We start from the raw sequence: 13,557 nt of genomic DNA on the forward strand, positions 1-13,557 counted from the left end.
CGCCCTCCCGCTGCGTTTCACTCGGACTCGGGACCGAAACAATCGCTTTCGAGGACACCGGTCGTGTCACGTTGTTCTCGGCGCGGTCGGCCCTGAGGCCAGCGCGGTGTGGGGTCGCGTTCCTGCTCCGGGGAACAGGAGGACGGCCCGGGCCGACCGCGACGACTCGCCGTGACTCGTGGTGGGTGGATGAGCCCGAGACCTGTCCGCCCACCACGTCCCTCGTTGGCCCGCTCCTCGCGCCGTCGACGGCAGCCCGCTCGCACTGGGTCGACCACGTGCGCCCGCGCCCACCCACGAGGTGACCGGGGACACCATGGTTCGCGCAAAGTTGAGCGGAACAGACTCAACTTTCGGGACGTTGGACCTGATGACCGGTCGGAGCATTCCGGCCAAGATGGAACCCAGACACTCTCGAGGAGCACTGCATGAGCCAATTCGGGGCCGACAAGTTCACCACGCGCAGCCGCGAGGCGATCGAGGCCGCCCAGCTCGCCGCGACCACGGCGGGCAACACCACCGTCGAGCCGATCCACCTGCTCGTCGCCCTGCTGCTGCAGGAGGACGGGACCGCCGCCCACCTCGTCGCCAAGGCCGGCGTCGACGTCTCGGGGTTGGTCCACGCCGCCTCCGCGGCCCGCGACGGGCTGCCGCGCGCCAGCGGCGCCACCGTCCAGCAGCCGTCCGGGTCGGCCGCCCTGACCCGGGTCCTGGCGTCCGCGCTGGACCTTGCACGGTCGATGAAGGACGAGTACGTCGCGACCGAGCACCTGCTCATCGCGCTCGCCACCGTCGAATCCTCGGCCCAGCAGGTGCTGGGCGACGCGGGCCTGAGTGCTGACGCCCTGCGCGAGTCGCTGACCGCCGTGCGCGGCAACCGCCGGGTGACCTCGCAGGACGCCGAGGCGACGTACGAGGCGCTGGAGAAGTACTCCGTCGACCTCACTGCCGCCGCCGAGGAGGGCAAGCTGGACCCGGTCATCGGCCGGGACCAGGAGATCCGACGCGTGGTGCAGGTGCTGTCGCGCCGTACGAAGAACAACCCGGTGCTCATCGGCGAGCCCGGCGTCGGCAAGACCGCCGTCGTGGAGGGCCTCGCCCAGCGCGTGGTCGCCGGCGACGTCCCCGACTCGCTCAAGGGCAAGCGGGTGCTCTCGCTCGACCTGATGGGCATGGTCGCCGGCGCGAAGTACCGCGGCGAGTTCGAGGAGCGGCTCAAGGCGGTCCTCGACGAGATCAAGCAGTCCGAGGGCCAGGTCATCACCTTCATCGACGAGCTGCACACCGTCGTCGGCGCGGGCGCCGGCGGCGACAGCCAGATGGACGCCGGCAACATGCTCAAGCCGATGCTCGCGCGCGGTGAGCTGCACATGATCGGCGCGACCACCCTCGACGAGTACCGCGAGTCGATCGAGAAGGACCCCGCGCTGGAGCGCCGGTTCCAGCAGGTCTTCGTCGGTGAGCCCTCGGTCGAGGACACCATCCAGATCCTGCGCGGCATCCAGGAGAAGTACGAGGCCCACCACGGCGTCCGGATCACCGACGCCGCGCTGGTGGCGGCCGCGACCCTGTCCGACCGCTACATCTCCGGCCGGCAGCTGCCCGACAAGGCGATCGACCTCGTCGACGAGGCGGCGTCCCGGTTGCGGATGGAGATCGAGTCCTCCCCGGAGGAGATCGACCAGCTGCGCCGCCAGGTCGACCGGCTCAAGATGGAGGAGTTCGCACTCGCCAAGGAGAGCGACGACGCCTCGGTCGAGCGGCTCGAGGCGCTGCGTGGCGACCTCGCCGACAAGGAGGAGGAGCTGCGCGGGCTCGAGGCACGCTGGGAGCGGGAGAAGGCCGAGCTCGAGGGCGAGGGCGTGCTGCGCCGCCAGCTCGACCAGCTCCGGGTCGAGGCGGAGCGGTTGCAGCGCGAGGGCGACCTCGGTGGCGCGAGCGCCATCCTCTACGGCCAGATCCCCGCGCTGGAGCAGCAGATCAAGGCCGTCGAGGCGGCCGAGGACGCCGAGCCGATGGGCGAGAAGCTCGTCGGTGAGGAGGTCGGGGCGACCCAGGTCGCCGAGGTCGTCGAGGCCTGGACCGGCATCCCCACCGGGCGGCTGCTGCAGGGCGAGACCGCCAAGCTGCTCGACATGGAGCAGGTCATCGGTGCCCGCCTGATCGGCCAGGCCGACGCGGTGCGTGCCGTCAGCGACGCCGTACGCCGGGCGCGGGCCGGCATCTCCGACCCGAACCGCCCGACCGGCTCGTTCCTGTTCCTCGGCCCGACCGGTGTCGGCAAGACCGAGCTGGCCAAGTCGCTGGCGGACTTCCTGTTCGACGACGACCGGGCGATCGTGCGCATCGACATGAGCGAGTACGCCGAGAAGCACTCGGTCGCGCGGCTCGTCGGTGCCCCTCCGGGCTACGTCGGGTACGACGAGGGTGGCCAGCTCACCGAGGCGGTGCGCCGGCGTCCGTACTCCGTCGTCCTGCTCGACGAGGTCGAGAAGGCCCACCCCGAGGTCTTCGACATCCTGCTGCAGGTGCTCGACGACGGTCGGCTGACCGACGGCCAGGGCCGCACGGTCGACTTCCGCAACACGATCCTGATCCTCACCTCCAACCTGGGCTCGCAGTTCCTGGTCGACCCCTCGCTGTCGCCGGAGGCCAGGCAGGAGTCGGTGATGGCCGTGGTGCGGGCCTCGTTCAAGCCGGAGTTCCTCAACCGGCTCGACGAGATCGTCACCTTCGACGCGCTGTCCCGCGAGGACCTGGCACAGATCGTGGAGCTGCTGCTCCGCTCGCTGGAGGCGCGCCTGTCCGCCCGCCGGATCACGCTGTCGGTCACGCCCGAGGCACGCGCCTGGCTGGCCGAGACCGGCTACGACCCGGCGTACGGCGCCCGGCCGCTGCGCCGCCTGATCCAGACCGCCATCGGCGACCCGCTCGCCCGGCTGCTCATCGGTGGCGAGGTCACCGACGGTGGGTCGGTCACGGTCGACCGGGGTGAGGACGGGCTGGTGCTCGCCGGCTGAGTCGCGCAGGTGCATGAATCCCCGGTCAGCCGGGGATTCATGCACTTGTCAGGGGTTGCAACGCCTGACAGGTGCATGAACTGCCCATCCCATGTGACGTGTGGGGTGGTCTGGTGGAATGGAGCCCATGAGCGAGCAGCAGCCCCGGCCGGGACAGGCGACGCTGGCGGGCGCGCTGATCATCGGCGGGTCCGTGTTCGTCGTCCTCGCCGCGTGGCAGCGGATCTCCACCCTCCACACCCTCGCGGTGCAGGAGGAGCTGCAGAAGGTCCTCACCGAGCCGATGACGGCCGACCTCGGGCTCGACGCCGACGGACTGGCGACGGTCATCCGGGTGCTGTGCATGGTCGGCGCCGGGGCGGCGACGGCGTCGGCCATCCTCGGCGTCCAGGTCTTCAAGCGCTCGGCGAGTGCCCGGCTCGCGCTGACCGCCCTGGCGCCGCTGCTGTTCGTCGGCGGCCTCGCCACCGCGGGCTTCCTGGCGCCGATGGTGCTCGCCGGCATCGCCCTGCTGTGGCTGCAGCCCACCCGGGACTGGTACGCCGGCCGGCCCTGGATGCAACGCCTCGAGGAGCGCCAGGCCGCCCGGTTGGCCGCGATCCGGTCCGCGACGCGACCCACGCCGCCGTCCCGGTTCGACCAGCCGGGCCAGCCGGGCCAGCCGAGCCAGTCCGGCCAGCCGGGCCACCTGCCTGGACCCCTGGCCGGCCCGGTCACCGGCGTCGCGCCGCCGGCCACCGGCCCCGTGGTCGGCGCCCGCCCGCCGGCGCTGGTGGCGGCATGCGCGATCACCTGTGTGGTCGCGGTGGCGATCGTGCTGCTCGTGGCCGGCATGGTCGCCTACGTGTCGGCCAACAGCGAGAAGCTGTTCGCCGAGGTGATGAAGGACCAGCCGTCCTGGCTGGACAGCTCGCAGGTCACCGAGCAGGACCTGGTCGCCGGCATCTACGTGCTCATGGCGGGCGTCACCGCCTGCGCCCTGGGCGCGATCGTGCTCGCCGCGCTCGCATTCGTCGGCCAGAACTGGGCGCGGATCGTGCTCGCCATCGGCGCCGCCGCCGGCGCCGCGCTCGCGCTGTTCCTCGCGCTCGGCGCCTGGCCGCTCGTGATCCTGGTCGCGGCGCTCGCCGGGACGACCAGTCTCCTGCTGCGGCCCGAGGTCAGTCGCTGGTACGTCGGGCGCTGAGCCTCACGCGCTCAGGTCGGCCGCGCCGAGCCGGCGTACCGCCTCGGCGATGACCTCCGGCCTCTTGCAGAACGCCCACCGCACCAGGTGGCGGCCGCTCCCGGGCGCGTCCGGGTCGTCGTAGAAGACCTCCGAGGGGATCGCCACGACGCCGGCCCGCTCGGGCAGGGCGCGGCAGAAGTCCCCGCCACTGGCCCAGCCGAGCCCGCTCACGTCGGTGGTGGCGAAGTAGGTGCCCTCGGGCACGTACGTCGTCAGGCCCGCCGCCCGCAGCCCGGCGACCAGCTGGTCCCGCTGGGACTGCAGGTCGCGGGCGAGGCCGGCGGGGAAGTCGTCGCCCGCGTCCAGGGCGGCCGCCACGGCCGGCTGCAGTGGCGCGCCGGAGGTGAAGGTCAGCCACTGCTTGGCCGCGGTCAGGGCCGCGACCAGCTCGGCCGGGCCGCTCGCCCAGCCGACCTTCCACCCGGTCACCGACCAGGACTTCCCGGCGCTGGACAGGGTGAGCGTGCGCTCGGCCATGCCGGGCAGGGTCGAGATCGGCACGTGCGGGCGGCCGTCGAAGGTGAGGTGCTCGTAGACCTCGTCGGTCACCACCAGCACGTCGTGCGCGGTCGCGACCCGGGCCACGGCGGCCAGCTCGTCGGCGTCGAGCACCCGGCCGGTCGGGTTGTGCGGGGTGTTGAGCAGGATCAGCTTGGTCCGGTCGCTGACCGCCGCCTCGAGCTCGGCCGGGTCGAGCCGGAAGTCCGGTGCGCGCAGGGTGACCGGCCGTCGTACGCCGCCGGCGAAGTCGATCATCGCCGTGTAGGAGTCGTAGTAGGGCTCGAGCACGACCACCTCGTCGCCCGGGTCGACCAGCCCGAGCAGCGCGCCGGCGATCGCCTCGGTGCAGCCGGTGGTCACCACGACCTCGCGGTCCGGGTCGAGCTCGATGCCGTAGCGGCGCTGCTGGTGGCGCGCGATCGCCTGCCGCAGAGCGGGGACGCCGGGGCCGGGCGCGTACTGGTTCGCTCCGCCCCGCAGCGCCGCGACGGCCGCGTCGAGGATGACCGGCGGGCCGTCGGTATCGGGGAATCCCTGGCCGAGGTTGACGGCGCCGGTCCGGACGGCGAGCGCGGACATCTCGGCGAAGATGGTCGTACCCATCCCGGCGACGCGTCGGGCAGCAGGAGACATGGGGACGACGATAGGGAACCGCTGATCCATCCCGCCTGCTACGCGCCGCGACGCACGCACGCTGGCTGCGTTGCAGATGCTCGACGTGCGCCCAGCATGCCTTCGCGCCTGCGCCTGGCCATCGCATGCGCCTCGCGACGCTCGCGACGGCGCCATGGATCAGCGGTTCCCTAGATAACCTACGAGCGTGACGACCACGGACACCGCCCTCGCCGCCGACATCGACGCCACCTGCCGCCTCACCGGCGAGTTCGTGCTCCGGTCGGGCCAGGTCAGCAACGAGTACTTCGACAAGTACCTCTTCGAGGCCGACCCGATCCTGCTCGCCCGCGTCGCGCGCGAGGTCGCCCAGCTGCTGCCGGAGGAGATCGACCTGCTCGGCGCGCTGGAGATGGGCGGCATCCCGATCGCCACCGCGGTCAGCCAGCTGATGGGCATCCCGGTGGTCTTCGTGCGCAAGAAGGCCAAGGAGTACGGCACCGCCAAGCTCGCCGAGGGTCCGTCGTTCGACGGCCGCAAGGTCGTGCTGATCGAAGACGTCATCACCACCGGCGGTGCGGTCCGCGACGCGACCAACGCGCTGCGCGAGGGTGGCGCGGTCGTCGAGACGGTCGTGTGCGCGATCGACCGCAGCCCGGCCGGCGAGAACCCCCTCGCCGACGTCGCGCTCGAGGTCCGTGCGGTGCTGACCAAGGCCGAGCTCGACGAGGCTCGCGCCGCAGCCCACGCCTGACGGCTAGTTGTCGTCGGGGACCGCGCTCGCGACCACGATGTCGTTGGCCGCTGCCCACTGCGCGAGGTCCCGCTTCTCGATCGCCGCGGCCATCAGGTCGGGGAACTGGTCGGGCGTGCACGCGAAGGCGGGCACGCCGATCGCGGCCAGCGCGGCGGCATGCGTGGCGTCGTACGACGGGGCTCCCGAGTCGCTCAGCGCCAGCAGCGCGACCATGACCGCGCCCGAGGACGTGATCGCGTTGGCGCGGCGCAGCATCTCCTCGGCGATGCCGCCCTCGTAGAGGTCGCTGATCAGTACCAGCACGGTCTCCTCGGGCCGCTCGATCAGTGACTGGCAGTAGGCCAGGGCGCGGTTGATGTCGGTGCCGCCGCCGAGCTGGACGCCGAAGAGCACGTCGACCGGGTCGTCGATCTCGTCGGTGAGGTCGGCGACCTCGGTGTCGAAGGCGACCAGCCGCGTCGACACGGTGCGCAGTGAGGCGAGGACGGCGCCGAAGACGCTGGAGTGGACGACCGACTCCGCCATCGAGCCGGACTGGTCGATGCACAAGATGATGTGGCGCTCGGTCTGGCGGTTGCGGCGGGCGTGGCCGTGGAGCCGCTCGGGTACGACGGTGCCGTGCTCGGGCAGGTAGTGCTTGAGATTGGCGGCGATGGTGCGGCGCCAGTCGATCTCGTGGTGTCGCGGACGCCGGGTGCGGGAGGCCCGGTCCACGGCCCCGGAGACCGCCTGGACGGTCTTGCTGCGCAGCCGCTCCTCGAGCTGGTCGGTGACCGCCCGCACGACCGCGCGGGCAGTGGTGCGGCTGTGCTCGGGGATCACCCGGTTGAGGCCGACCAGGGTGGTGACCAGGTTGAGGTCGGGCTGCACCGCGGCCATCGTCTCGGGCTCGAGCAGCAGCTCGTGGAGGCCGAGCCGGTCCATCGCGTCGGCCTGCATCACCTGCACCACCGAGGACGGGAAGTAGGTGCGGATGTCGCCGAGCCACCGGTTCACGCCGGGCGCCGAGCGTCCGAGCCCGCCGCGACGCGGACCGCCCGGGCGACCGGAGCCGGAGCCGGCGCCGTCGTAGAGCTGGGACAGGGCGCGGTCGCGGACCAGGTCCGCGGCCGAGAGATGGACGTCGTCGGGGTCGGCCTCGCCGCCGCCGAGGACCAGGCGCCACCGGGTGAGCCGGTCGCGGGACTCTGGCGTCTCGGTCATCGGGCCACCTCCAGGCCGAGGAGGGCCGCGACCCGCCGGGCGGCGTCGCGGCCGGCGACCAGGTCGAGGTCGGGGACGGAGTCGGTGTGGTCGTGGTCGAGGTTGTGGACCCGGGTGGCGACCTGGCGGCGCTCGGCGGGCGGGAAGCGGGCGAAGGTACGACGCAGCAGCGGCAGCAGGTCGTCGAAGACGGACTCGTCGACCCGGCCGACCCACTCGTCCACCATCGCGAGCAGGGTCGGGTCGTGCAGCAGGAGCACGGACTCGCCCTCGAGGAAGCCGTCGAGCCAGGCGGCCGCGTGGACCGGGGAGGCGCCGACGGAGAGCTGGCGGCTGAGCCGCTCGGCGGCGCGGTCGGCCGCGAGGTGCCCGCCGTCGAGCAGGATCCGGTTGACCCGGCCCGCGACCGAGCCGTGGACCCGGTCGTCGGCGGCCACACCGGCCAGCGCCTCGCGCCACCGGGCCGCCCCGATGCCGACCAGCGCGATCCCACGCTGGGCGCTGTCGATCGAGGCGCGCAGCGCGTCGGCCGCGTCGTCGTCCAGGCCGGTGCAGGCTGCCCGCAGCTCGACCGCCGCGCGGACCACGACGGTGTCGAGCACCTCGCGGACCCGGCCCAGGTCGGCGCGGCGGACGTCGCCGTAGCGCTGGGTGCGGGCCAGCGGCTCGACCGCGTCGAGCAGGGCGCGGGTGTCGTGCTGGTGGGCGGTGGCCGCGGCGAGCGCGTCGACCACGGTGGCGAGGGCGCGCGGCAGGTCCGCGACGAGGGCGGACTCGACCAGCCGGCCGAGCGTGGCCAGGTCCGTCGCGGCGGCAGCGGCCTCCCGGACCCGGGTCTCCGCGGCGCCGAGGACGGTGGTGCCGAGCAGGCCGGCCTCGACCAGCGAGACGGCGAACTCGGGCTGCCACTCGAGGTCCCAGGCCTCCTTGAAGGTGCCGGTGGTGCGGCCGGCCTCGCCGGGGGTGCCCCACGGGATGCCGAGGAGGGCGAGCCGGTGCAGCAGCCGGGAGCGCTCGAGCTGGGCCTCCTTGCGCAGGTCGAGGGTGACCGTCGTGGGCGTCGGCGACGGCTTGAGCCGGAGCCGGCGCTGGGTGCGGGCGAGGTCCTCGGCGAGCGGCACGAGGGGGACTGCGTCAGGCACCTGCCCGAGCTCCTCGCCGATCACCAGTCGCCGTTGCACGAGCCCGAGCGGGACTGCCGAGCCGCCGCACAGCACGGTCTGGCTGGCGTCCATCAGCTCGTCGAGACCGGCCGACGGGCGACCGCGTACGGCGGCCAGCGCCTCCGCCATCCGCACCGCCTCGACCACCGTCGCGGGGGCCGCGTCGAGGCCGTCGTCGCGCAGCGCCCGCGCCACGCGGGTCAGCCAGCCCGGGACGACGTCGCCGGGGCGGTCCTCGGCCCAGCAGGCGAACAGGTGCTGGTACCAGCCGGGCGAGGTGACCCCGGCGCCGTACCCGCTCGCGTAGGCCAGCCGGCCCGCGGTCCACGGCGCCCAGGTCGCGGTCACCCTCACCTTCGACAACCCGGCCAGCAGCTTGTTGTCGGCGGCCTGGGAGGGGAAGGTCGCGGGCTCCAGGACCGGCGCGTGGAAGGCGCCGCACACCACCGCGATCCGCTGGTGGCCCTCCTTGATCGTCGCGCGCAGCACCCTGCGCATCGCCGCCTCGCGGCGCAGGTTGTCCTCGCCCACCGGGCCGGAGGCGCGAGCCTCGGCCATCGCCTCGCGCAGCAGCGCGAAACGGGCCAGCGAGGACTCGGCGCGGTGCTCGACGGCGTCCTCCCACCAGCGCTCGGGGTCGTCGTACCCGGCGGCGGTGGCGAGCAGGGTGATCGGGTCGGTGCGTCCCTCCGCCGCCGGCTCGTCCTCGTCGCTCGGAGCGAGGGAGTGCGCGGCGGGCAGGTCGGCGAACCGGACGGGTACGCCGCGCTCGACCGCCCACGTCAGCGCCACCCACTCCGGCGAGAAGGCCGCCATCGGGTAGAACGCGGCCCGCCACGGCTCGGCGCTCGCGTAGGCCAGGCCGGCCACGGGCGGCACGAGCCCGGCGCCGACGTACGGGACCAGGGCGTCGAGCTCCGGCGGGCCCTCGATCACGACGGCGTCCGCGGCGAGCTCCTCGAGCGCGCCGGCGACCGAGCGCGCCGAGCCCGGGCCGTGGTGGCGCACGCCGAGGACCTCGACCCTGCTGTCGCCCCGGGGAGTCAGGTCAGCTCCCGACAGGCGCGGTAGAGGTCGGCCCACTCGGGGCGGTCCTTGACGACGGTCTCGAGGTACTCCTGCCACACGATCGAGTCCTGCACCGGGTCCTTGACCACCGCGCCGGTGATGCTGGCGGCCAGGTCGTCGGCGCGGACCACGCTGTCGCCGAAGTGGGCGGCGAGCGCGACGCCGTTGGTCATCACCGAGATCGCCTCGGCGGTGGACAGCGTGCTCGACGGGGACTTCACGGTGGTGCGCTGGTTGAGCGTCATCCCGCCGCGCAGCTCGCGGAAGATGGTCACCACGCGCTCGATCTCCGGGGTCGCCGCGAGCTCGTCGGGCAGCTCCAGGCCGCGGCCGATCGAGGCCACCCGGGTGCGGACGATCTCGACCTCCTCGCCGAGGCTGTCGGGCAGTGGCAGCACGAGGGTGTTGAACCGGCGCTTGAGCGCGGAGGAGAGCTCGTTGACGCCCTTGTCGCGGTTGTTGGCGGTGGCGATCACGTTGAACCCGCGCCGGGCCTGCACCTCGTCGTCGAGCTCGGGGACCGGCAGCGTCTTCTCCGACAGGATCGAGATCAGCGCGTCCTGCACGTCGGCCGGGATCCGGGTCAGCTCCTCGACCCGGACCAGCGCGCCGGCCTCCATCGCCCGCATCACCGGGCTCGGCACGAGCGCCTCGCGGGAGGGGCCCTCGGCGAGCAGGCGTGCGTAGTTCCAGCCGAACCGCAGGGACTCCTCCGGGGTGCCGGCGGTGCCCTGCACGACCAGCGTCGAGCTGCCGCTGATCGCGGCGGCGAGGTGCTCGCTGACCCACGACTTGGCGGTGCCGGGCACGCCGAGCAGCAGCAGCGCGCGGTCGGTCGCCAGGGAGGCGACGGCGATCTCCATCAGGCGCCGCGCGCCGACGTATTTCGCGCTGATCTCGGTGCCGTCGTCGAGCCGCCCGCCGAGGAGGTACGTCGTCACCGCCCACGGCGAGAGCCGCCACTGCGGCGGCCGCGGCCGGTCGTCGGCTGCGGCCAGCGCGGCGAGCTCGTGGGCGTACTCGTCCTCGGCGTGCTGGCGCAGCACGCCGGTCGGGTCGGTGCCGGTGGGTTCGGTGAGGGTCATCGGAAGGCCTCCGTGATCGCGGGCAGGAAGGAGAGGTACTGGTCGAGGTCGGCGGGCAGCGAGCCCCACCGGTGCTCGGCGCGGGCCCACGCGGAGACCGCGGGCCGGACCGACGGGTGCAGGCCGGCCGCGAGGCTCGGCAGCGCGAGGGAGGCCGAGCCGCCGGCCGGGGCGGTGTGGCGCAGGATGTCGACGACGGCGGCGCTGAGGCCGGGGCTCCACGGCGGCGGGACGTGGCGGACCACCGACGCGACGCCGGCGGCGGCCTTCGTGGCCCGCAGTAGGTGGAGCGCGGCCGCGTCCTGCTCGGCGGTGGGCAGGTACGCCAGCAGGTCGGGGCTGTCGGCCACGGCCGCACTGGCCCAGGTGAGGTCGGCCCGGGCCCGGACCGCCCGCAGCACGCCGGCCCGCGCGGCGGGCTGGGTGATCAGCGGCCAGGTGTGGGCGGCGTCCTTGCCGGTCGCGTCGGTCCACACCGACAGCGGCGCCCCGGCGCTGATCAGCTCCAGCCACCGCTCGCGCTGCGAGCCGCCGCGGGTGGTGGTCAGCCCGTCGCGCACGCCCGCGGCGTCGGGCTCGGTCGGCAGTGCGACCTCGAGACCGCGCCGCAGCCGGCCGGTCGGCGTCAGAAGGGGGCGCAGGCGCGCGGCCATCCGGGCGGCCCGCGCCGAGTCCGGAGCCGCGTCGAGCAGCGCGAGTGCCTCGCGCCGTACCTTGGCGGAGCGGTGGTCGAGCGCCGCCTCGAGCCGGTCGAGGTCGTCGGCCGGCACGGGAGTGGGTGCGGCGGCCGCGGGCTCCGGCTCGAGGACCCAACGCCAGTCGGAGCGCAGCCCGGCGAGCCAGCGGCCGCGCTCACCGACGACCGGTCGGGTGGCGGCGCGCAGGTCGGACTGCTGGGTGGCCAGGGCGAGCAGCCGCGGCAGGGTGCGGGCCGGGACCCGGACGCCGCGATCGGCGGCGACGCCGAGCCAGTGCTCCAGCGCGAGCGGGCGCAGCCGCGCGGCGACCGGCGGCTGGTCGAGGAGCAGGCCGAGCAGCTGGACGGCGGCCGGTGGCGCGACCGGGGTGGCGTCGGGGGCGGCCGGTTCGGGGAGGTCGCCCGCAGGTCGGTCGGGGAGGTGGGCACGGAGCAGGGCGCCACCGAGCGCGGCGGCGTCGAGCAGCGTGGTCTCGGGCGTGCTGTCGGGGCGGGCGGCGACGCCGAGGCCGTGGGGGAGGGGCGGCGGCTCGCGGCGCTCGGTGCCGAGCAGCGCGGCCACCGTGGTCTGCTGCCACCAGCCCGGGGCACTCACCGGTCCACTCCGACCAGGCTCAGCGGGCGCAGGCCCCGCTCCTCGAGCTCCCCGAACACGTCGGTCACCGCGCCGCCCGTCGCGGCCAGCGCGTCCCACGGGTCCGGGCCGAGCACGTCGACCGTGTCACCGGACTCGTCGACGAAGGTGGCCGGCGCTCCGTCGTACGGCGGCACGAGGCGGCCCCGCACCACCGCCGGCACCCGGACCGCCCACGGGTTGCGCCGCCACAGGTCGCTGAGCGCAGCCCGGGCGTCGGCGAGCGATCCGCCGCTCGGCAGCGGAGTGCCGAGCGAGAGGGGTGCGGGCGGGGCGGCGAAGCGGGCGCGGGCCGGCGCCGAGCCGGGGTAGCGGACGAGGGGGACGTCGACGACGCTGCCGTCGAGCTGGGGCACCGGCAACGGCTGCGGGCCGCCCGCGAAGTCGAGCACCAGCACCAGCTCGCCGGTCGCGACCGAGCGCAGCCAGGTGCGCTGCTCCTTGAGCCGCCCGGTCTCGTCGCGGTGCGCGCCGAGCACCTGCCAGCCCGCCGCCGGCTCGGCGTCGGCGAGGTCGTCGGCGCCCCACGACCAGCCGAGGTAGGTGCGCAGGTCGCCCTGCGTCTCCGGTGCCAGGTCGTCCCACCGGCGCCACGCCTGCACGGCCAGCCACCACCGGCCGGCCTCGGTCAGCAGGTGCTCGGCCCAGTCCTCCCGACTGCCCACCGCCGCCGCCATGTCGCGCAGCCGCTCGGCCAGCCCCGGCACCTGGCCGTCCACCAGCCGCGCGGCCGTCGTGTCCCACCAGGTCCACGGCTGGCGCCGGGTGGTCGCCGTACCGCTGCGGGCCAGGTCGGCCAGCCACTGCGCGAAGTCCTCCAGCGCCGCCGACATCGTCGCCCGCCGCTCCGCGATCCGCCTCGCCCGGGCCTCGGGGTCGACGGGTCGCCTGGCCTCCGCAGCCGCGGCGCCGGCCGCCCGCTCGGCCCGGGTCGCCGCCCAGTCGCCCGCGAATCCCGCCGGCTCGGCAGCATCGGCCACCGCACCGTCCGAGCGGACCCACAGGAGCAGCAGCGCCAGCGCGTGCTTGCAGGGGAACTTCCGGCTCGGGCAGCTGCACCGGTACGCCGGGCCGGCCAGGTCGATCGACACCTGGTACGGCGTCCTCCCGCTGCCCTGGCACCTGCCCCACACGAGGGTGTCAGTGCTGCCGGTCTCCGACCACGGGCCCGGCACCGCGAGCTTGCGCGCGGCCGTCAGCGACGAGGCGTCCGGCGCGGCCTTCTCGACGGCCTGGAAGTTCCAGCGGGGCATGGTGGGGCCATCATGGTTGATGGAGCCGACACCGTGGGGGCTCGGGGTTGATGCGTCTCGGGGCCGACTCACGGTGTTGGTTTGGCTCGCTTCGCTCGCATGTCGGGCGCGCTTTGACGCGTTGCCTTCCTCCGCTGCGCTCGCTGGCGCTCGCTCCGCTTCGTCCAGGCAACGCGGCGCGCCCGACGGAGAGCACTCAACCGAATGTCGTGCGGTCGCGCACGACATTCGGCTGGGTCTCGTCGCGCCGCCCGCCGTTTCTGGACGGAGGAGCGAGCGAGGAACGAGCGAGCGGGGGAGGAAGAAACGGCGCTGGCAGGCGGCGCGACATGCCGG

General features: G+C 74.3%; 9 protein-coding genes. 3 read left to right on the forward strand and 6 right to left on the reverse strand.

All coding sequences use genetic code 11. The features are described from left to right. The first annotated feature begins 428 nt into the window (after positions 1 to 428). Together clpB and FBY23_RS05170 are read left to right on the forward strand one after the other, a co-directional pair. Complete coding sequence (gene clpB, locus FBY23_RS05165) at positions 429 to 3,020, forward strand: ATP-dependent chaperone ClpB (RefSeq protein ID WP_141797171.1); 2,592 nt, start codon at positions 429 to 431, stop codon at positions 3,018 to 3,020. A 127-nt stretch (positions 3,021 to 3,147) separates the two neighbouring features. Then, positions 3,148 to 4,206, forward strand: coding sequence for a hypothetical protein (locus FBY23_RS05170; protein ID WP_141797172.1), 1,059 nt, complete (start codon positions 3,148 to 3,150; stop codon positions 4,204 to 4,206). Positions 4,207 to 4,209: 3 nt separating this feature from the next. Here FBY23_RS05170 and FBY23_RS05175 read toward each other — a convergent pair whose 3' ends face one another. After that, positions 4,210 to 5,382, reverse strand: coding sequence for a pyridoxal phosphate-dependent aminotransferase (locus FBY23_RS05175; RefSeq protein ID WP_141797173.1), 1,173 nt, complete (start codon positions 5,380 to 5,382; stop codon positions 4,210 to 4,212). Between the two features lie 187 nt (positions 5,383 to 5,569). Between FBY23_RS05175 and pyrE the strand changes: the two genes are divergently transcribed. Further along, the gene (pyrE, locus tag FBY23_RS05180) at positions 5,570 to 6,115 is read left to right on the forward strand and encodes an orotate phosphoribosyltransferase (RefSeq protein ID WP_222117729.1); all 546 of its coding nucleotides are present in this window, start codon (positions 5,570 to 5,572) and stop codon (positions 6,113 to 6,115) included. 3 nt (positions 6,116 to 6,118) lie between these two features. On the opposite strand, the gene FBY23_RS05185 is transcribed toward pyrE, so the two are convergent. The 5 genes from FBY23_RS05185 to FBY23_RS05205 are packed head-to-tail and all read right to left on the reverse strand — an operon-like array spanning position 6,119 to position 13,221. Beyond that, positions 6,119 to 7,321, reverse strand: a complete 1,203-nt coding sequence (locus FBY23_RS05185; protein WP_141797174.1) for a VWA domain-containing protein — start codon at positions 7,319 to 7,321, stop codon at positions 6,119 to 6,121. Then, entirely contained in the window at positions 7,318 to 9,492 is a 2,175-nt protein-coding gene (locus FBY23_RS05190) for a DUF5682 family protein (RefSeq protein WP_141797175.1), read from the reverse strand. Before FBY23_RS05190 ends, FBY23_RS05185 begins: the two co-directional genes overlap by 4 nt. 35 nt (positions 9,493 to 9,527) lie before the next feature. Further along, entirely contained in the window at positions 9,528 to 10,637 is a 1,110-nt protein-coding gene (locus tag FBY23_RS05195) for an AAA family ATPase (protein ID WP_141797176.1), read from the reverse strand. Next, the gene (locus FBY23_RS05200; protein WP_141797177.1) at positions 10,634 to 11,929 is read right to left on the reverse strand and encodes a DUF5691 domain-containing protein; all 1,296 of its coding nucleotides are present in this window, start codon (positions 11,927 to 11,929) and stop codon (positions 10,634 to 10,636) included. The genes FBY23_RS05195 and FBY23_RS05200 overlap by 4 nt, the downstream gene beginning before the upstream one ends. Then, the gene (locus FBY23_RS05205; protein WP_141797178.1) at positions 11,926 to 13,221 is read right to left on the reverse strand and encodes an SWIM zinc finger domain-containing protein; all 1,296 of its coding nucleotides are present in this window, start codon (positions 13,219 to 13,221) and stop codon (positions 11,926 to 11,928) included. The genes FBY23_RS05200 and FBY23_RS05205 overlap by 4 nt, the downstream gene beginning before the upstream one ends. Between the last annotated feature and the right edge of the window lie 336 nt (positions 13,222 to 13,557).

It is taken from the genome of Nocardioides sp. SLBN-35, assembly GCF_006715725.1.
Taxonomy (GTDB): domain Bacteria; phylum Actinomycetota; class Actinomycetes; order Propionibacteriales; family Nocardioidaceae; genus Nocardioides.